The organism is Variovorax sp. Sphag1AA (assembly GCF_014192575.1).
Lineage (GTDB): Bacteria > Pseudomonadota > Gammaproteobacteria > Burkholderiales > Burkholderiaceae_C > Variovorax.
Genome location: NZ_JACHYC010000003.1, coordinates 80,947 through 99,552 on the forward strand (window position 1 = coordinate 80,947; position 18,606 = coordinate 99,552).

The 18,606-nt window shown below is 66.6% G+C and carries 17 protein-coding genes; 11 read left to right on the plus strand and 6 right to left on the minus strand.

Translation table 11 applies throughout. The features are described 5' to 3' along the window. Positions 1 to 83: 83 nt before the first annotated feature. From FHW64_RS12200 to FHW64_RS12235, 8 genes are read left to right on the plus strand one after another with little or no spacing between them, the layout of a single operon-like run. A complete protein-coding gene (locus FHW64_RS12200) occupies positions 84 to 1,238 on the plus strand; it encodes an efflux RND transporter periplasmic adaptor subunit (protein WP_311733293.1) in 1,155 nt (384 codons plus the stop codon). Further along, a complete protein-coding gene (locus FHW64_RS12205) occupies positions 1,231 to 4,326 on the plus strand; it encodes an efflux RND transporter permease subunit (protein ID WP_184526483.1) in 3,096 nt (1,031 codons plus the stop codon). Before FHW64_RS12200 ends, FHW64_RS12205 begins: the two co-directional genes overlap by 8 nt. Before the next feature lie 7 nt (positions 4,327 to 4,333). Continuing rightward, complete coding sequence (locus tag FHW64_RS12210; protein WP_260303783.1) at positions 4,334 to 5,851, plus strand: efflux transporter outer membrane subunit; 1,518 nt, start codon at positions 4,334 to 4,336, stop codon at positions 5,849 to 5,851. After that, complete coding sequence (locus FHW64_RS12215; RefSeq protein ID WP_184526487.1) at positions 5,848 to 6,231, plus strand: RidA family protein; 384 nt, start codon at positions 5,848 to 5,850, stop codon at positions 6,229 to 6,231. The genes FHW64_RS12210 and FHW64_RS12215 overlap by 4 nt, the downstream gene beginning before the upstream one ends. Positions 6,232 to 6,243: 12 nt before the next feature. Then, positions 6,244 to 6,600, plus strand: a complete 357-nt coding sequence (locus FHW64_RS12220; protein ID WP_184526489.1) for a hypothetical protein — start codon at positions 6,244 to 6,246, stop codon at positions 6,598 to 6,600. 2 nt (positions 6,601 to 6,602) lie between these two features. Beyond that, entirely contained in the window at positions 6,603 to 7,040 is a 438-nt protein-coding gene (locus tag FHW64_RS12225) for a DUF2177 family protein (RefSeq protein ID WP_184526491.1), read from the plus strand. 57 nt (positions 7,041 to 7,097) lie between these two features. Further along, on the plus strand, positions 7,098 to 7,553 hold the full coding sequence (locus tag FHW64_RS12230) for a DUF2844 domain-containing protein (RefSeq protein ID WP_184526493.1): 456 nt from the start codon (positions 7,098 to 7,100) through the stop codon (positions 7,551 to 7,553). Continuing rightward, positions 7,537 to 8,826: a DUF3443 domain-containing protein gene (locus FHW64_RS12235; RefSeq protein ID WP_260303784.1), complete on the plus strand. Its 1,290-nt coding sequence runs from the start codon at positions 7,537 to 7,539 to the stop codon at positions 8,824 to 8,826. Before FHW64_RS12230 ends, FHW64_RS12235 begins: the two co-directional genes overlap by 17 nt. 13 nt (positions 8,827 to 8,839) lie before the next feature. Here the strand turns inward: FHW64_RS12235 and FHW64_RS12240 are convergent, their stop codons facing one another. The 4 genes from FHW64_RS12240 to FHW64_RS12255 all read right to left on the minus strand — a co-directional run bounded on the left by FHW64_RS12240 (position 8,840) and on the right by FHW64_RS12255 (position 14,610). Further along, positions 8,840 to 10,576, minus strand: a complete 1,737-nt coding sequence (locus FHW64_RS12240) for an adhesin (protein ID WP_311733294.1) — start codon at positions 10,574 to 10,576, stop codon at positions 8,840 to 8,842. Between the two features lie 90 nt (positions 10,577 to 10,666). After that, on the minus strand, positions 10,667 to 12,337 hold the full coding sequence (locus FHW64_RS12245) for a long-chain fatty acid--CoA ligase (protein WP_184526497.1): 1,671 nt from the start codon (positions 12,335 to 12,337) through the stop codon (positions 10,667 to 10,669). A 27-nt stretch (positions 12,338 to 12,364) separates the two neighbouring features. Next, entirely contained in the window at positions 12,365 to 13,669 is a 1,305-nt protein-coding gene (locus FHW64_RS12250; RefSeq protein WP_184526499.1) for an MFS transporter, read from the minus strand. Between the two features lie 11 nt (positions 13,670 to 13,680). Then, the gene (locus FHW64_RS12255) at positions 13,681 to 14,610 is read right to left on the minus strand and encodes a TauD/TfdA family dioxygenase (RefSeq protein ID WP_184526501.1); all 930 of its coding nucleotides are present in this window, start codon (positions 14,608 to 14,610) and stop codon (positions 13,681 to 13,683) included. Positions 14,611 to 14,714: 104 nt separating this feature from the next. Here FHW64_RS12255 and FHW64_RS12260 point away from each other — a divergent pair, with 104 nt between their 5' ends. After that, a complete protein-coding gene (locus FHW64_RS12260; RefSeq protein WP_184526503.1) occupies positions 14,715 to 15,623 on the plus strand; it encodes a LysR family transcriptional regulator in 909 nt (302 codons plus the stop codon). A 14-nt stretch (positions 15,624 to 15,637) separates the two neighbouring features. On the opposite strand, the gene FHW64_RS12265 is transcribed toward FHW64_RS12260, so the two are convergent. Then, a complete protein-coding gene (locus FHW64_RS12265) occupies positions 15,638 to 15,823 on the minus strand; it encodes a hypothetical protein (RefSeq protein ID WP_184526505.1) in 186 nt (61 codons plus the stop codon). A gap of 73 nt (positions 15,824 to 15,896) precedes the next feature. Further along, positions 15,897 to 16,817, minus strand: a complete 921-nt coding sequence (locus FHW64_RS12270; protein ID WP_184526507.1) for a LysR family transcriptional regulator — start codon at positions 16,815 to 16,817, stop codon at positions 15,897 to 15,899. Positions 16,818 to 16,948: 131 nt separating this feature from the next. Here FHW64_RS12270 and FHW64_RS12275 point away from each other — a divergent pair, with 131 nt between their 5' ends. Continuing rightward, positions 16,949 to 17,686, plus strand: coding sequence for an SDR family oxidoreductase (locus FHW64_RS12275; RefSeq protein WP_184526509.1), 738 nt, complete (start codon positions 16,949 to 16,951; stop codon positions 17,684 to 17,686). 32 nt (positions 17,687 to 17,718) lie between these two features. After that, entirely contained in the window at positions 17,719 to 18,606 is an 888-nt protein-coding gene (locus FHW64_RS12280; RefSeq protein WP_184526511.1) for an SDR family oxidoreductase, read from the plus strand.

Genomic DNA, 18,606 nt, shown 5'->3' on the forward strand with positions numbered 1-18,606 from the left:
AAGAATTCAGGTTTTCTTGGGGCGATCTTCAGGCACACGTGGCTACTCTCGCGCGGCTTTCCGTGATGGAGCCACCGAGTACCGTGAAACTGCCTTCTTCCCAGTCCCGCCCCCTTTGGGTGGTCGCCGGCGTCGTGCTGTGCGCGCTCATCGCCTTCGGCGTGTGGCGTGCCCTGCGTGCAGAGGCGCCCGCCGCCGCGCTCGCTTCGCGCCCGGAGCTCGTGCGGAGCGCCAACCGGCTCTTCGTGCCCGAGGACTCGCCGCTACGCAAGCGCCTTGCCGTGGCGCCGGTGGACGAGTCGACTTCGGCGCACAGCGTGACCCTGCCCGCCGTGGTCGAGGCAGACCCGGCGAGCACCGTCAACATCCTGCCGCCCGCGACCGGGCGGGTACTGACGCTGAAGGTTCGGTTGGGGGACACCGTGCGGCGCGGGCAGGAGCTCGCGACCCTGAGCTCTTCCGACTTCGCGCAGGCCGTCGCCGACGTGCAGAAAGCGCGCGATGCGCTCGACCTGGCGCAGCGCGCACTCACGCGCGCACGTGGCGTGAACGAGGCGGGATCGAACGCCGCCAAGGACGTGGAGGCGGCCACGAGCGCTGTGGTCCAGCAGACTGCGGAGCTTCGCCGCAGCGAGATCCGTCTGCGCAGCCTCAACGAGGGGAATGCGTCGACTGCGGCAGGACCGGCGTTGTTGAGCGTGATCTCGCCCATCTCCGGCAGCGTGACAGCGATGTCGACCGCGCCCGGCGCCGTCGTGAACGACGCCACGGCGAGCCTCATGACGATCTCCAACCTGGAGCACGTCTGGCTCACGGCGAACGTGCCCGAGGCCCTGGTCGGCACGGTGGCGAACGGGCAGGACGTCTCCGTCGCGCTGGCCGCTTTCCCGGGGCAGGTCTTCAGCGGAAAGATCGCCTTCGTGGCGACGGTGCTCGACGCAGACACCCGCCGTGCCAAGGCCCGTATCGCCTTCGCGAATCCGCAAGGCCTGTTCAAGCCCAACATGTATGCGACCGCGAGGATCGCGGTGCCGCAGAGGCCGCAGCCGCAGGTGCCCACGTCCGCGTTGATCATGATCAACGACAGCACCAGCGTCTTCGTCGAGGTCGATCCATGGACCTTCGTGCGGCGGAACATCGAGCTCGGGAGCGAGGACGGCAACCAGGTGCGCGTGCGCAGCGGCCTCGAGAGCGGCGAGCGCGTCGTCGTGCGCGGAGGCGTGCTGCTGAATGATTAACCTCATCATCACGCAGTTCTTCCGCCGCAGGCATCTGGCCTGGGCCATGTCGATCATGCTCGTCGTCTTCGGCTACTGGTCGTGGACGCAGATGACGGTGGAGGCCTACCCGGATCTCGGCGACGTGAGCGTGCAGGTCACCACGCAGGCGGGCGGCCTGGCCGCCGAAGAGATCGAGCAGCAGATCACCACGCCGCTCGAGCGCGCGCTGAACAACACGCCCGGGCTGGCCTCGATCCGATCGAGCAGCACCTTTGGCCTGTCGCTGATCACCCTGACTTTCAAGGACGGCACGGATGACTACTTCGCGCGCCAGCGCGTGAGCGAGCGCATCGCGCAAGTGACCTTGCCTGCAGGCGTTCAACCGGGGCTGGGCCCGTTGGCCGGGCCGGCCGGCGAGATCTTCCGCTACACGCTCGAATCCGACACCCGGAACCTGATGGAGCTCTCGGAGATCCAGCGCTGGAAGGTGATTCCGGCACTCAGGCAGGTGCCCGGCGTGGTGGACGTGAGCAACTTCGGCGGCTTCACGAAGGAGTTCCAGCTCGAAGCCGACCCGGAGAAGCTGCAGGCGCACGGCCTTGCGCTGAGCGACGTGGTGAACGCGATCAACAACGGCAGCGCCAACGGTGGCGGCGGCCGCATTGCGCGCGGCGAGCAGAGCTACATCGTGCGCGGCATCGGACTGGTTCATTCGCTCGACGACCTCGGATCGGTGGTCGTGTCGCAGAGCGGCGGATCGCCCGTGCTGGTGCGCGACCTCGGGCGGCTGCAGTTCGGCCATCAGGAGCGCGGCGGCATCCTGGGCAAGGACACCAACCCCGACACCGTCAGCGGCATCGTGCTGATGCTCAAGTACGAGAACCCTTCGCGCGTGCTCGAAGGCGTGCACGCCAGGGTCGATGCGCTGCAGGCCGAACTCGCCCAGATGGACGTGAGGATCGTGCCCTACATCGACCGCGACGACCTGGTGAAGCTCACGGTCGAGAAAGTCACCCACACCGTCCTGGAGGGCATGGCGCTTGTGACGGTGGTGCTCGTGCTGTTCCTCGGCAGTCCGCGTAGCGCGCTGGTCGCCGCGGTGGCCATCCCGATGTCGCTGGTGACGGTCTTCATCGTCATGCATCTCACGCGCATGCCCGCGAACCTGTTCTCTCTGGGGGCCATCGACTTCGGGATCATCGTGGACGGCGCGATCGTCGTCATGGAAGCGACCCTCCGGCGACGCGAAGAGGAGCCCGAAGCGGTCCTGACCGAAGGCAACCTCCTGGAGACCGTGAGCCATGTCTCGGGCCCGATCTTCTTCGCGACGCTGATCATCATCACCGCGTACTTCCCCCTGTTCGCCTTCGAGCGTGCCGAGGGAAAGCTCTTCAAGCCCATGGCGTTCACCGTTGGCATCGCACTGCTGGGTGCGTTGCTCTGCGCGCTGACGCTCATCCCGAGCCTGGCCTACGTGGCCTTGCGCAAGCCGCAGAAGCCCTTCGTGAACCGGCCGCTCGTCTGGCTGACGAATGCGTATCGGCGCGTGCTGCAGCATCTGCTGGATGCGCCGTCCATCGCCTATGGCGTGAGCGCGTTGGCACTGGCGGCGGTGGTGATCCTCGGCGCGACGGCGGGGCGCGAGTTCCTGCCCGACATCGACGAAGGCGCACTGTGGCTCCAGGTCCAGTTGCCTTCGGGCCTGTCGCTCGACAAGGCCAGCGAGATGGCGAACGAGTTGCGGCATGTGCTGCTCGAATATCCGGAGGTCTCCTACGTGGTGACGCAGCTCGGTCGTAACGACGACGGGACCGATCCGTGGACGCCTTCGCATGTCGAAGTGCCGGTGGGCCTGAAGCCCTACAGCCAGTGGCCCGAAGGCGTCGACAAGGCGGCCTTCGTGCGCACGCTGAACGCGCGTTTCGCGACGATGCCCGGCTTCTCGGTCGGCATCAGCCAGCCGATCATCGACGGCGTCAACGACGCCGTGGGCGGCGCGCACAGCCCGCTGGTGCTGCGCATCTACGGGCAGGACCTGCGCGAGAGCCGGCGCATCGGCACGGACATCGTCGCCCTGCTCGAACAGATCCGCGGCACGGCTTCGGCGTCCCTGTTCCAGGAGCCGCCGATCCCGCAGGTCGTGATCTCGCTGGACCGCGAGGCGGCCGCGCGCTTCGGGGTCAACGCGGCCGATGTCGCCAACCTCGTGCAGACCGGCATCGGTGGCGCGCCGGTCATTGCCGTGTACGTCGGCGATCGCACCTACAACGTCGGCGTGCGCTTTCCCAATGCGTACAAGGGCAACGCGGAAGCCATCGGTGCACTGCTGCTGAACGGCAGCGGCGGCACGAAGATCCAGTTGTCGCAGGTGGCGAGCATCCGGCTCCAGACCGGGGAGGGGACGATCTCGCACGAGATGAACGAACGCCAGATCACCGTGCGGATCGACAACCGCGACCGGGACCTGGCCTCTTACCTCGTCGAAGCGCAGAAGCGCATCGCCGACGAGATCAAGTTCGACCGCAAGGCATTCAGGCTTCAATGGGCTGGCCAGTTCGAGAACCAGCAGCGCGCGCAGGCCCGCCTCACGATCTCGCTCGCGATCGTGGTTGCCATCATGGCGGTGCTGCTGTTCTTCCAGTTCGGCACGGTGCGCCAGGTGGCGCTGGTCCTGGGCGTGGTGCCGATGGCGATGCTGGGCGGGCTCATCACTGTGCACCTCGCGGGCGAGACGCTGAACGTCGCAACCTCGGTCGGCTTCATCGCGCTCTTCGGCGTCTCGATCCAGAACGGGATCATCATGGTTGCGAACTTCAGGCGCGTGCGCGGCGAAGGCCTGGACCTGCAGGCTTCGGTGCTCGAAGGTGCTTCCGAGCGGTTGCGGCCCGTGCTCATGACGGCCACCGTGGCATCGATCGGCATGCTGCCCGCTGCGCTCGCCACAGGGGTCGGCACCGACGTGCAGCGCGGGCTTGCCACCGTGGTGGTCGGGGGCCTGTCCGTTTCCACGCTGCTGACGCTCTTCATCCTGCCCACGCTTTATTTCTCGATGGAGCGTTCATTCGAGCGCAAGGGCTGGGGCGCCCGTCGCCGGCGCGATCGGTGAGATGACGATGAGAAGCACCTCCATCCGATCGCTGACACGCGTGCGTCGCGTCGCGTCGCTCGCCTCGGCCGCGTTGCTGGCGGCTTGCACGGTGGGTCCGGACTACGTGCGTCCCGACCTCTCGCTTCCGGCGCGCTATGTGGCCGGCGCGCCATCCCCCGAGGCTGGGTCGCAACGGCTCGTCGACTCGGACGACATCCCGGCCCAGTGGTGGCAGGCCTTCCATTCCGATGCACTGAGCGCGTGGGTGAGGGACAGCCTCGCGCACAACCCCAACATTGACTCAGCGCAGGCCGCATTGCGCGTCGCACAGGAGAACGCCCAGGCCGAAGCGGGTGCGTTGTGGCCGGCCGTGGCCCTGAACTACTCGCCGATCCGGCAGAAGGTGTCGGAGGCAGTGGCCAGTCCTGTATCGACCAACGAACTGCTCTACACGCTCCATACCGCGCAGGTGACCGTGACCTATGCGCCGGACGTCTTCGGCGGCACCCGGCGGACCATCGAGGCTGCGCGCGCGCAGGTCGAGACGCAGCAGTTCCAGCTCGAAGCGGCGAACCTGACACTCAGTTCGAACGTGGTGGTCGCCGCCATCAACGAGGCATCGTTGCGCGGCCAGCGCGACGCGACGATCGCCATCGTCGAATCGCAGAAGCAGTCGCTCCAGATGTTCGATCGCGCACAGCGACTCGGGCAGGCGTCCCTCGCAGACGTGGATGCACAGAAGGCGGCGCTCGCGGCGAGCGAAGCGGCGCTGCCGCTCCTCGACAAGCAGCTCGCGATCCAGCGCAACCAGCTTCTGATACTGGCCGGCCGCTATCCGGCCGACGACACCGGCGAGCGCTTCGACCTCGCAGCGATCGAACTCCCCGCCGAGCTGCCCGTGACGCTGCCCTCGACGCTGGTCGAGCACCGTCCGGACGTGCGGGCTGCCGAGGCGCAGATGCATGCGGCAAGCGCCGCGGTCGGCGTCGCTGTTGCGGCAAGGCTCCCGAGCGTGGTGCTGGGCGTCAACAACTACGGCAGCGCCGCGGCCACGCTGTCCGGGCTCTTCAGTTCGTCGACCATGTTCTGGACCCTTGCCGCGAGCGTGACGCAGCCGGTTCTCGATGGCGGGATGCTGAAGCACCGCGAGGCCGCGGCCAGGGCCGCCTTCGATCAGAGCACTGCCCAGTACCGCGCGACGGTGCTGGGCGCGTTCCAGGACGTCGCCAATGCGCTGCAGTCCGTCGATGCCGACACACGTGCATTGCGGACAGCCCTGGACGCCGAGCATGCAGCATCGAGAAGCCTTGCGCGGTCGCGTGAGCAGTTCCGCCTCGGCGATGCCAGTGCGTTGTCGGTCTTGCAGGCTCAACAGGCCTGGCAGCAGGCCACTGTCAATCTGGTGCAGGCGCGTGCGGCGCGCCTGACCGATACCGCCGCCCTGTTCGTTGCGCTCGGGGGCGGTTGGTGGAGTCATCAGGGCGAAGCCGTCGGCATGGCCGCACCCGATGCATCGCGCAATTCTTCGAGACACACGGAATGAATATCACCAGACATGAGATGGGTCCGCGGTTCAGCGAGATGGTCGTGGTCGACCTCGGCACGGCGCGCCTGCTGTACCTGTCGGGGCAGGTGGCCGAGAACGCATCACTCGACGTCACCGGCCAGGCCCGACAGGTCCTGAGCCGCATCGATGAGTTGCTGGCCCGCGAAGGTGCGACGCGCGAGCACGTCGTGAGCGCCACCATCTACCTGCGCACGGTCGGTGACTATGCGGCGATGAACGCGATCTGGGACGAATGGGTGCCAGAAGGCCATTCGCCGGCGCGCGCCACGGTGGGCGCGAAGCTGATCGATTCGGAATACCGAATCGAGATCCAGGTGGTGGCGGCCATCGGCAACGTGCGCACGCCGAATCCGTAGGAAATGGCAGATATGAAGCGGCCCATCATGCGTCGCGCGGCCTTGCCGGTCGTGATGCTCGCCATGGCGGGGTGCGCTGGCTCAGGCGTGTTCGGAAGGGCGCCGCCGGGTTGGCACGATGCCGTGGTCGAGCGTCTCGGGAGCCATGCGGCGCTCGCCGCCGAGGCAGATCTGGATTGCAGCGCCGGTGTCGTTTCCGATGCGCCTTTCGTCGTCGCGCGTTATCACCGAGCCGGCGTTCATAGCCGCTCCATCGGAAGACTTCTGGGCCCGTCGGATCCGCCGCTGCACGTCGGCCAGAAAGTGCGCATCTCCATCCATGACTGCAGCGCGCCGTTCGTCCCTGTGAGCGCGGCTTCGCCGACCTAGCCATGTCCGTTCCCCTTCGACGATTCCTTGTCGCGTACGGCGCTGCCGCCAGCGTCATGTTCCTTCTCGACGTGGTCTGGTTCGCTGGCGCTGCTCATCTGTTTCCGTACCGCCCCCACATCGGGCGTCACATGGTGGAGCGCTTCGCGCTGGGGCCGGCACTGGTCTTCCATGCGATCTACCTTGGAGCGATGGTTGCGTTTGTCGTGGTGCCCGCCGTCACCCGCCGGCGCTGGCAATCCGCCTTGTGGCAGGGGGCATTGGTGGGTCTGCTTGCCCATGCTGCCTACGACCTGACCAATCCGATGACGCTGACGCGCTGGCCCTGGTTGCTGACGCTGATGGATCTGGCCTGGGGCGCCTTCCTGGCAGCCTTGGCCTCCGCGGTCGGTTGTCTCGCTGCGATGGCCATCGAACCGGGACGTCGTCGCGATGCATGAACTTCTTTGGAACCGTGACGCTCAAGAGCCTATTCAAGAGCGCCTGGGAGTATTGCCATGCCAACCCTTCCTGCAATCGGATTGATCCTCCTGCTGGCGGCCCTCGCGCCGCTCGAGGCCTCCGCCGCACTCGGCGGCCCCGCGTCGTCGGTGGCCACGGATCAGGCCCGGATGAAAGCCGCGCGCGAGGTGAAGGCCGGCCCTGTCTACACCGTGCACGAGATCACCACGCCCAGCGGCACCATGGTCCGGGAGTTCGTCTCTCCCGCCACGGGGCAAGTCTTCGCTGTGACATGGCAGGGGCCCTTCATGCCTGACCTGAAGCAGTTGCTGGGCGACCACTTTTCCACTCTGGTGGACGCCACCGGAAAGGAACGCATCGGCCGCAGCAACGCCGTGGTGAACCGGCCTGAAGTGGTCATCCATTCCGGCGGACACATGCGTGCCTTTGCAGGCAAGGCCTATCTGCCCGGCCAACTGCCGGAAGGAGTCAACCTTGAAGACATTCACTAGACGAATCGGTATGCGCGGCATGCACCTTGCGATCGCGGCAGGACTTGCCGCACTCGTGCTGACAGGATGCGGAGGCGGTGGGGGTGGGGGAGGCGGCGTTGCCATCCCGATTGCCACCGCGTCGGGGAGCAGCACTTCGGGCAGCGGGACGAGCGCCGCTGCGGCATCCAACGTCGCGGCCATCACGCTGGATACCGGGCCTGCCGGTGCCACGGGCGCCGTCAACACCCCATTTGTCAGTGTCAAGGTGTGCGCGCCGGGCACTGCGGTCTGTCAGACCATCGACCACGTCATCGTCGACACCGGATCGACCGGCCTGCGCCTGATCGCCTCGGCCGTAGGCAACCTGTCGAGCCTTCAGCGCCAAACCGATGCCTCGAACGATCCTGTCGCCGAATGCACGCAGTTTGTCAGCAGCTATCTGTGGGGGTCGGTCAAGCTGGCCGACATCACATTGGCCGGCGAGACAGCCGCATCGGTGCCGTTGCAGATCATTGCGGACCCCGATTTCTCCACCGTGCCCGCAACCTGCTCGAACACCGGTGTCGCGAACGACACGGTCGCGAGCCTCGGCGGCAACGGATTGCTGGGCGTGGGTTCGTTCCTCCAGGACTGTGGAGGCCCCTGTGCCGGAGCGATCATTCCCGGAACCTATTACGCGTGTCCCGGTGGTCAAGCGTGCTCGCCCACCGCGCTCGCGCAGGGCAAGCAAGTTGCGCATCCGGTGGCGATGCTCCCATCGGACAACAACGGCGTGTTGATCCAGCTCCCCGCGATCGCCGCCGGTGGCGCCGTGAACGTCGCCGGCTCACTGGTACTGGGCATCGGCACCCGGAGCAACAATGCGTTGGGTAGTGCGCAGGCCTACGGCCTCGACGGCGCCGGGGACTTCACGACCCTGTTCAACGGCACCACGTATGCCAACAGCTTCATCGACAGCGGCTCGAACTATCTCTTCTTCAATTCGAGCGCACTGGCCTCATGCACCGACCCCGGCCTGTCCGGTTTCTACTGCCCGGCATCGTCGCAGGCCCTCACCGCGGTGAACCAGGGGACCAACGGGACGAACGGTGCCGTCGCCTTCACGGTGGGGAATGCGCGCACCCTCTTCATGAACAACGATGCAGCGACCGCATTCAATGACATCGCCGCAGCATCCTTGGGCGGTGACGGGTTCGATTGGGGCCTGCCGTTTCTCTTCGGGCGCAACGTCTTCACTGCGATCGAAGGTGCCTCGACGTCTGCAGGCAAGGGGCCGTACGTGGCCTACTGATTCGGTGGTCGGGTCACCACGAATAGCCGGCCTGCACCCTCGTTGCGATGTTGTTTCCACTGCCACTGCTGGCAGCGGTCGAGACCCCCACCCCCAGATTCAGGCCTTCACTCACCTGATACCCGAAGGCAAAGCCGACCGCCGATGCGCCAGCGTAGTTACCCACGGCGGCGCCCATCCATTTCTTTCCCACCGGCAGCGTTGGCATCGATGGAATAGCCAGCGCCGCGGCGACGCCCTGCGCGGCGTACGCGTTCGCCTGGTCTGTCACATTGCCGATGGCCTGCTGGAGCTGATTGACGTTGACCGCGTCGGTGCCCAGCACGCCCGGCGCGACGTTCGTGATGCCGCGCAACTGTCCGGTCGCGGCATTGCCCACCGACACGGTGTTGTCGCGCTCCGCAACCGAGCCCTGGCCCAGCGCTACCGCATTGCTGCCGGTGGCCAGCGTGTTTGCACCCAGTGCCACGGCGTTGTTGCCGGTGACGACTGCGTTGTTGCCCACGGCTGTGGTGGGATCGGCCAGCGCCTTCGCGCCCGCGCCGATGGCGACCGAGCCCGCGTTGTTGGCCTGTGCGCCAGTGCCGATGGCCACGGTGTTCTCTCCGTTGGCTTGCGCGTTGGTGCCCATCGAGGTGCTGCCCGCGCCGCTGGCGCCGGCTCCGGGTCCGCAAGCCACGGAACCGCTCGCGCTGACTGCACACACGCCGCTGGACAAGGCCTGGTTCATCAACGACTGCAGCGCATTGACTTGCTGCACGGTGAAGTTGTTCGCGGTCGTGACGGCCGCCTGCTGGGCCTGCTGCACCTGGCCGACGTTGGCTGCATCGGTACTGGCCACGCCTGCGCTCACGTTGGTAATGACGGTGCCCGCGCCACCGTTGGCGTTGAGCTGCAGCGTGGTGCCGCCCGCGCCGTACTGCGCCGAGTTCTGTGCCAGGGCCTGTGCATTGGCGGCGGTCTGCTGCACGGTGTAGAGCTGGCTGCCGTTGACGGCGTCGGTGCTCGTCGCATTCACGGCCCCGGCGCTCACGTAGACGAGGGTGCGCGTCTGGCCTGCCGATCCGAAAGAGACCGTATTGGCCGCAGTGGCCACGGAGTTCGTGCCGATGGCGACGCTGTTGGTCGCGCCGCTTGCGACCTGGCTGCCGGTTCCGAGGGCCACGCTGCCCGTGGCCAACGCGCTCGCTCCCGAAGACCCGTTGTATGCACCGCCGATGGCCGTGCTGCCGTTGCCCGATGCCACGGCGCCCTGGCTGGCGCCCGAGGCGCTTCCGATGGCGATCGCCGAGATACCTGAGGCCTGTGCGCCGCTTCCACCAGCTTGCCCCGTGAAGCCGCAACATCCGTCGGTACCTGTGCCTCCAGACCCGACAGCGATGGCACCGCTGGCCGATGCCTGAGCACCACTGCCTCCGTTTCCCCCTGTGCCACCCGCACTGCCTTGTCCGGCGGTACCTCCGCCTCCAATGGCCGTCGCGCCATTTGCAGTTGCACTTGCTCCGGCTCCCCCGGTTCCTCCCGTGCCACCTGCAGTGCCGTTGTTGCCATCGCCACCCGCACCGATCGCGGTGGCGCCGCTGCCGGAGACCACGGCCGCGCCGCCCCCTCCGCTGGATGTCCAGCCCGGCTGGCTGGGCCCGGGGTTGCCGGCATCACCGGCTGAATAGTTCGCTGCATGTGCACTGGCTGCACAGATCAAGAAGGCCGCCGGCAGATGCCTGAGCGCGAAAGGGAGTCGAGTGAGCACGATTGCGTCCGATGCCATGAATGAGACAAATCGCGCGCAGTGTGCCCTTTCGTAACCAAATGAACCATCACCGAAAACTGGTAGCGGCCCTCAAGCGTCGACGGCGTAGCGGTCCGCGTTTTCGGCGCGGATGCGCTTCTTGTCGAGCTTGCCGACGCTGGTCTTGGGGATCGATTCCACGAACAGGATCTGGTCGGGGAGCTGCCACTTGGAGAAGGCTGCAGACAGGTGCGCGAGCAACTGCGCCTGCGTCGCCGCCTGCCCCGGCTTGAGCACCACGAGGGCCAGCGGGCGTTCCTGCCACTTGGCGTGCGCGATGCCCACGACAGCGGCATCTCGCACGGCCGGATGACCCATCAGCGAGTTCTCCATGTCGATCGACGAGATCCATTCGCCGCCGCTCTTGATCACGTCCTTGATGCGATCGGTGATCTTGAGGTAGCCGTCCGCGTCGATGCTGCCGACGTCGCCCGAGCGCCACCAGCCGTCAATGAAGCGGTCGTCCACGTCGGACACGCCGTGGTAGCTCGCGGTGATCCATGGGCCACGGACACACACTTCGCCCACCGATTGGCCGTCATGCGGAAGCTCCCCGCCGTCAGGTCCGATGATCTTCAAGTCGACGCCAGCGACCGGCAGACCCTGCTTTCGCTTGAGGGCCCAGCGCTCGTCGGCTGCGAGGCGCTTTCTCACGGAAGGCTTGTAGCGATTGATCGCCACCAGCGGCGTGGTCTCGGTCGCGCCGTAGGCATGCACGACTTCGGCGCCCGTGAGGTCATGAAACCCCTTCATCATCGACAGCGGTGGTTCGGTGGCCCCCGAGAGCATGCGCAGACGGCTGAAGTCGGGCTTCTGCGGCAAGGTCTCGATGTATTGCAGCATCGGCTGGAAGATCGCCGGAGCGCCATTGGCGACGGTCACGCCTTCGGCGATGAGAGCGTCGGTCAGCGGGGCCGTGTCTTCGGCTGCATAGCGGCCGGGCAGCACGATCTTGTTGGCCATCAGCGTGGCGGCCTGCGGCAGGCCCCAGCTCTGCCCGTGGAACATGGGCGTGATGAGCATGGTGCAGTCGTCCAGCGTGATGCCCACGTTGTTGGCCATCGCCATCGAATGCAGGTAGATGGCGCGGTGGGAGTAATACACGCCCTTGGGCCGCCCGGTGGTGCCAGTGGTGTAGCAGGCACTGTAGGCACTGCGTTCGTCCACCTGCGGCCAGTCGATGACGGGCTGCGCTGCAGCCAGCAGGTCTTCATGGTGGTGGAGCGGTGCGAGCGAGGTCTTGATTTCCGACAGGGGCTTGTCGGTCATGACGATCCAGCCCTTGACGCCTGCAGCATGCGGAGCGATGGCCTCTGCCAGAGGCAGCAGGGTTTCGTCGACCAGCACGTAGCTGGCCTCGCTGTGCGCGACGACGTAGCCCAGGTCCTCCGGGGCGAGGCGCAGGTTCATCTGCAGCATCACGGCACCCAGTCCGGGGATCGCCCAGTACAGCTCCAGGTGGCGGCGGCTGTTCCAGTCGAGGATGCCCACACGGTCGCCGGCGGCGACACCGAGCGTGCGAAGGGCGTTGGCGGAGCGGCACACGCGCTCATAGCAGTCGCCGTACGTGTAGCGGGCCCAGCCGCCGGTCGGCGTGCGGTAGACGATTTCCTGGTCCGCGTGCGTGCGCGCGGCATGCCGGATCAGCGTGGTCGTGTTGAGCTGATGGTCGTCGCCCATGGTGGACGGGCAGCCCTGGAGGATGGAACTCGGGGAGGTCATTCTTTGCATTCGGTCGGAAGGTTGCGATCAGGCGGCGCGAGCGGATCGGGCCGTCGGTGGGTCGTGTGATGGGGTCGCCTGCGCTCCGCGGATCCGGGCGCTTGCAGCTGCGGGATCGATCACCAGTGCGCCGCAGGCGGCCACCACCAGCATCAGCACACCGCACAGCGCGAAGCCGGCTTCGTAGCCACGCGCGCCGCTCATGCCCTGGATCAGGAAGGCGCTGACGAGAGGCGCGATGACGCCCGCCACTGAAGCGATCGAGTTGTCGATGGCGAGGACCGCGCCGCGCTGCGAGGCCGGCGTGACTTCCGCAAGAAGGGCGGGGCCGACGGCGTACATCACCTGCGTGATGCCGAGCGTGAATCCGATCAGGCCCACGCGCACCGCTGGCGGACAGTCGGCGACCAGCAGCAGTGCGAAGGCGGCACCACCGAGTGCAACCGCGGCGGCGGCTACTCGGCCACGGGCATTGCGGGTGGATACGCCCCGCGCCAGCAACCGGCGCACCAGTGCCGAGCCCAGGATGCTGATCGGCATGCCCACGGCGACCACCGCGGCGTAGAGGCGTCCCGCCACGATGCTGTCGTAGCCCAACCCGCGCTGCAGGTAGACAGGCAGCCACGTGAGGATGAGCGCCAGCCCCCAGTAGGAGACGAACTTCATCCCGAAGCAGGCCAGCACGGTGGGTTCGAGCAGGATGCGCCGGTAGGGTGCGCGCGCCGAGCTTGCGGCCGATGCCAGTTCGGCTTGGCCGCCATCGCCCTCGCGGCCGAAAGCGATCCAGAGCAGTCCCCAGGCGAACCCCAGCACCGACAGCAGATAGAAGTTGGCACGCCAGCCCCAGTGCGCCGTGACGAGCGGCATCACGATGCCCGCGCCCAGCAGCCCGATCGCGCCGCCCTGCGCCAGGAAGGCCACCGGCAGTTCGCGCCTTTCGTTGGGGAACCACTTGTAGCAGGCGTGAACCGCCACCGGCCAGGCCGGGCCTTCGGCGATGCCCAGGAGCACCCGGCCCAGCACCAGCAGCGCCAGGCTGGAGGAAAGTGCCATCGGGATCTGCAGCACGGACCACAGAAGCCCCATCGCCAGCAGCAGGCCGGTCGTCGCGACCCGGTTGGCGAGAAAGCCGCCGCCGATTCCGGCGATGGCAAAGAGCCAGAAGAAGCTGCTGCCCACGAGGCCGAACTGGGTCGGCGAGAGTTGCAGCTCGTTCATCATGGGAACGGCCAGCAGGCCCACGGCGATCTTGTCGGCGAAGTTGATCGCCATGAAGACGACGAGCAGCGCCGTGATGCCCCAAGCCTTGGCAGGTTGGTAACGCGAGGTCATGGCTTGGCCTCTCAGACGGGGCGGTTGCCGATGATCGTGGCGCGGTTCATGTGCCGCGGCTCGGGGAAGTAGTCCTGCACCGCGTAGTGCTGCGTGGAGCGGTTGTCCCAGAGCGCGATGGTGTCGGGCTTCCACCGCAGGCGCACCTGGTACTCGGGCGCGGCCGCCTGGCGCATCAGGAACTGCAACAGTTCCATCTCGCCGTACCGGAAGTCGGAGCCGATGCGGAACGGGTTCTCGTCGCTGTAGTTGGCCAGATGCATCGTGAACGCTTCGTTCACGTAGAGGATCTTTTCGCCGGTCTCCGGATGGGTGCGGACCACGGGATGGACCATCGGCGGGTAGTCCTTCCGCACTTGCGTGTAGGCCTCGGGCGTCAGCGTCTGGCCGAAGAGCGGCATGGCGTCATGCACCGCCTTCAACCGCGCGATGCGCACCTTCACGTCATCGGGCAGGTTGGCATAGGCGGCCGCCATGTTGACCCAGATCGTGTCGCCGCCGACTTCGGGGCAGGTCAGGCAGCGCAGCATCGACCCCATCGAGGGAATCTCGCGCCACGAGACATCCGAGTGGTAGATGTTCTCGGTGCCACGGCGCGTGCCGTCGCGGCCGAACACCACCAGCTCGGGATGGTCCGGGTGGTGCGGGAACATGGGGTGCACTTCCAGCTCGCCGAAGCGGCGCGCGGCCGCGACGTGCTGGGCCGGCGTGATCTTCTGGTCGCGGAAGAAAAGCACCTTGAACTTCAGCAGCGCCCGTCGCAATGCGCGATAGGTCGCGTCGTCCAGCGGCTGGCCGAGGTCGACGCCTTCGATCTCGGCGCCGATGGTGGGCGTGCAGCGCGTGACTGCGAAAGGCCACGATTCGGAATCCGAAGCGGCAGTGGAAAAGGTGGCCAGTTTGAGTTCGGCCAATGGAATGGCGGCTTGGGCGGCTTGCATGTCGATGTCTCCGTTTGTGTGGGCGGAATCTAAAGTTGCCCCATCGATTCGTCCAATGCATACTTCGCCGGCGTGCAATGCAAGTTCTGCAACGTCCCTCGTCTATGAATCTGCGCCGACTCTCCCATGTCGTGACCCTGGCCGACGAACTGCATTTCGGCCGCGCCGCGGAGCGGGTGAACCTGAGCCAGCCCGCGTTCAGCCGCAGCATCCAGTCGGTGGAATCTGATGTGGGCGCGAGGCTTTTCGATCGCGATGCAACGGAGGTGCGACTGACCCCGGCGGGCGAATTCTTCATCCCGCGGGCGCGGGCGCTGCTACTCGACGCGCGCAGCCTGGAACGCGACGTCAACCTCTATCTCGACGTCGAGATCGGGGAAGCCGCCTTCGGTTGCGGGCCGATCCCCGCGGTCGATCTCATGCCGCAAGTGATCTCGATGCTGCGCCAGTCGCATCCGCGCGTCACGCTGCGTGTCGAGGAAAGCAACTGGAAGCATCTGCTGGAGCGGTTGCGCACGGAAGACATCGAATTCTTCGTGGCGGACACCACCGACTTGCCGCAAGACCCTGCACTGCATGTGCAGGCGTTGCCGAGGCAGCGGATCGGCTTCTACGTGCGGGCGCGCCACCCGCTGGCCGCGCGATCGTGCACGCTGGCCGAGGCCTGGCAAATGGGTGTCGCGGCGGCAAAGGCGCCTATCGGGCTCAAGGAACGGCTCGCTGCGCTCCTTGGAACTCCCGGTGAGCAGCTGCCCAACCTTGCGCTCGAATGCGACAACTTTGCGATCCTGAGGTCGGTGGCGCTCTCCAGCGACACCGTGCTGGCGGCTACCGAATCACTGGTGCAGGATGACCTCGCTGCCGGGAGGTTGATGGCGTTGCGAATGAAGACGCCGGCTTCGTTGCACACCAAGCTCGCCATCGTCAGGTTGCAGAACCGCACGCCATCACCGATGGCGCGTGTGGCGATGGCCTATATCGAGCGGGTCGTGCGCGAACCAGCGGCGTCGTGAAAGGTTGGGGTGTATCAGCGGACCGTGGCGACTGCGGTCGGGGTACTCGCCAGCAATTCGCTCGTTCCGGAACCCGCGCTGATCGACGTGGCAGCCTCGACGAGGCGCAACTCGCCCTTTGCGGCCTCTCCGCCAATAACGCCTACCGCGCAGGTCAGGGTCACTGCGCCAGCCAGGATGAAGTTCAACGTCGTATTCATTACAGCCTCCGTATGGGATGAGAGTTTGAGGCTGATCACCCGTCTAAAAACGCTGCTGTTGGAACAGCGGTGTTCAATGCCGGGAAACAATGGCGTGCTGCGGAGCTTCGTGTCGCCTGAACTCTCCGGCGGCCCAGTCGATGAAAGCGCGCACGCGCGGCGACAGTTGACGGCTGCGCGCATAGAGCAGCGAGACAGGGGCCGAGGGCGGCGGCGTGTCCGCGAGGATCTCGACGAGGCGGCCAGCCTTCAGATCGTCCTCAACGTGAAAGCGCGGCACCTGGGCAAGACCCAGACCGAGACGGATGGCCGCCAGATAGCTCTCCGTGCCTGTGACCGTGAGCACGCCGGAAAGCGAGAGTGACTGCAGCTCCTTGCCCTTGTGGAACTCGAGCGGCGTCACCTGTCCCGTCGTGATCGAGCGAAGACCGATGACGCGATGCCCGCCAAGATCGTCGATCGTGGCCGGCGTGCCGAACTTCTCCAGGTACGCCGGCGTGGCGCAGGTCAGCCGATGCAGGATGGCGACCTGGCGCGCGGCCAACTCGCTGTCCCGCAGGTGCCCCCAGCGCAGGGCGCAATCGATGCCTTCCTGCACGAGGTCCACCCAGCGGTCGCTCTCGCTCATCGCGATCTGGATGTCCGGGTAGCGCTCGAAGAAGGCGGGCAGGCCCGGCAGCAGGAAATGGCGCGCCAGCGTGCCCTGGACCTCGATGCGCAACTGCCCCTTGGCCTGGACGCCCTTGAAGGCGCCTTCGGCGTCTTCCACGTCGTCGAGGATGCGCAGGCAGCGTTGGTGAAAAGCCTCGCCGTCCAGCGTGGGCCGCACGACACGTGTCGTCCGCTGCAGCAGCCTCACGCCGAGACGCGCTTCCAGCTCGGCGATCACCTTGGTCGCCGTGGAGCGCGGGATCTCCATGTCATTGGCGGCGAGCGTGAAGCTGCGCCGCTCCACGATGCGGGCAAACAGGCGCATTGCGTCAAACCGGTCCATGGCTTCTCCAATCGCTTTGTTCGTTGTGGGTAAACAGTCCTGTGCAATTTGGACTGATTATCTCTGGAGCGCGAATTGAGATAGTTACGTCACACCGCAAGAACGCGGTGCAACTTCCAGGAGCAAATGCCATGAGCACCCAGCAAAAAGTCGCCATCGTGACCGGCGCATCCCGCGGCATCGGAGCCGCCATCGCAGAACGTCTCGCCAGTGACGGTTTCACCGTCGTCCTCAACTTCGCGGGCAAGGCCACCGAAGCCGAGCAGCTCGTTAGCAAGATCGAAGCTGCAGGCGGGCGCGCCATCACCGCGCAGGCCGATGTGAGCGACCCGGCCGCCGTGGCCCGGATCTTCGACGCCGCCGACGCCGCGTTCGGCGGGGTGGACGTGCTGGTCAACAACGCCGGCATCATGAAGCTGGCCTCGCTGGCCGACAGCGATGACGCGCTGTTCGACAGCCAGATCGCCATCAACCTCAAGGGCACCTTCAACACGCTGCGCCAGGCCGCACGGCGCCTGCGCGACGGGGGCCGCATAGTGAACCTCTCGAGCAGCGTGGTCGGGCTGAAGCCCGAAACCTACGGCGTCTACGCAGCCACCAAGGCCGCCGTCGAGACGATGAGCGCGATCCTCGCGAAGGAACTGCGTGGCCGCTCGATCACGGTCAACGCCGTGGCGCCGGGCCCGACCGCGACGGATCTGTTCCTCAGCGGCAAGTCGGACGAACTGATTGGCCGCCTGGCCAAGGCGAACCCACTGGAGCGCCTCGGCACCCCGGCCGACATCGCCAACACCGTTGCCTTCCTCGCCGGCCCCGACGGCGCCTGGATCAACGGCCAGGTGCTGCGTGCGAACGGCGGCATGGTCTGAGTCTGCAACCTACCCATCAGGAGAACATCATCATGAGCAAGGTCATCCTCATCACCGGTGCTTCGAGCGGCTTCGGCCGACTGACTGCCGAATCCCTCGCGCGCGCCGGCCACACCGTCTACGCTTCCATGCGCGATGTCGCGGGGCGCAACGCCGGGAACGCGGCGGCCATGGCCGCCATCCCGGGCAGTGACATCCGCCCAATCGAACTGGACGTGCAGTCGGACAGTTCGGCCGAGGCTGCGGTCGCGAAGATCGTCGCCGAGAGCGGCCGCATCGACGTGCTGGTGCACAACGCCGGCCACATGATGTTCGGGCCGGCCGAGAGCTTCACGCCCGAACAGTTCGCGCAGCAATACGACGTGAACGTGCTCGGCACCCAGCGGGTCAACCGGGCGGCGTTACCGCACATGCGCACTGCGCGCCAGGGCCTGCTGGTGTGGGTGTCGAGTTCGAGCGTGGCCGGCGGCACGCCGCCGTATCTCGCGCCGTACTTCGCCGCCAAGGCTGCGATGGACGCGCTGGCGGTGCAGTACGCCCGCGAACTCGCGCGCTGGGGCATCGAAACCAGCATCGTCGTCCCCGGCGCCTTCACCAAGGGCACCAATCACTTTGCCAATGCCGGCCACCCGGCCGACGCGGCACGGCTTGCCCAATACGAAGCCGACGGGCCGTACAAGGGCTTCGGCGACCAGGTTCAGAAGGCTTTCGCCGAGATCGTTCCGGACGATGCCGACGTTCAGGGCGTTGCGGACCGCATCGTCGACATCGTGGGTGCGCCGGCAGGGCAACGGCCGTTCCGCGTCACCTACGACCCGACGCAGGACGGCGCCGACGTGAGCTTCGCGGTCGTCGATCGCATCCGCGCCGAGATGCTGCATCGCGTGGGCTTGGGAGACCTGCTGAAGGCGGCGGTTTGA

What these genes read in the sequence shown, in the direction of transcription:
- FHW64_RS12205 (WP_184526483.1), top strand. Translation starts at nt 1,231, where the DNA reads ATGATTAACCTCATCATCACGCAGTTCTTCCGCCGCAGGCATCTGGCC.
- FHW64_RS12210 (WP_260303783.1), top strand. Translation starts at nt 4,334, where the DNA reads ATGAGAAGCACCTCCATCCGATCGCTGACACGCGTGCGTCGCGTCGCG.
- FHW64_RS12215 (WP_184526487.1), top strand. Translation starts at nt 5,848, where the DNA reads ATGAATATCACCAGACATGAGATGGGTCCGCGGTTCAGCGAGATGGTC.
- FHW64_RS12220 (WP_184526489.1), top strand. Translation starts at nt 6,244, where the DNA reads ATGAAGCGGCCCATCATGCGTCGCGCGGCCTTGCCGGTCGTGATGCTC.
- FHW64_RS12225 (WP_184526491.1), top strand. Translation starts at nt 6,603, where the DNA reads ATGTCCGTTCCCCTTCGACGATTCCTTGTCGCGTACGGCGCTGCCGCC.
- FHW64_RS12230 (WP_184526493.1), top strand. Translation starts at nt 7,098, where the DNA reads ATGCCAACCCTTCCTGCAATCGGATTGATCCTCCTGCTGGCGGCCCTC.
- FHW64_RS12245 (WP_184526497.1), bottom strand. Translation starts at nt 12,337, where the DNA reads ATGACCTCCCCGAGTTCCATCCTCCAGGGCTGCCCGTCCACCATGGGC.
- FHW64_RS12250 (WP_184526499.1), bottom strand. Translation starts at nt 13,669, where the DNA reads ATGACCTCGCGTTACCAACCTGCCAAGGCTTGGGGCATCACGGCGCTG.
- FHW64_RS12255 (WP_184526501.1), bottom strand. Translation starts at nt 14,610, where the DNA reads ATGCAAGCCGCCCAAGCCGCCATTCCATTGGCCGAACTCAAACTGGCC.
- FHW64_RS12260 (WP_184526503.1), top strand. Translation starts at nt 14,715, where the DNA reads ATGAATCTGCGCCGACTCTCCCATGTCGTGACCCTGGCCGACGAACTG.
- FHW64_RS12265 (WP_184526505.1), bottom strand. Translation starts at nt 15,823, where the DNA reads ATGAATACGACGTTGAACTTCATCCTGGCTGGCGCAGTGACCCTGACC.
- FHW64_RS12270 (WP_184526507.1), bottom strand. Translation starts at nt 16,817, where the DNA reads ATGGACCGGTTTGACGCAATGCGCCTGTTTGCCCGCATCGTGGAGCGG.
- FHW64_RS12275 (WP_184526509.1), top strand. Translation starts at nt 16,949, where the DNA reads ATGAGCACCCAGCAAAAAGTCGCCATCGTGACCGGCGCATCCCGCGGC.
- FHW64_RS12280 (WP_184526511.1), top strand. Translation starts at nt 17,719, where the DNA reads ATGAGCAAGGTCATCCTCATCACCGGTGCTTCGAGCGGCTTCGGCCGA.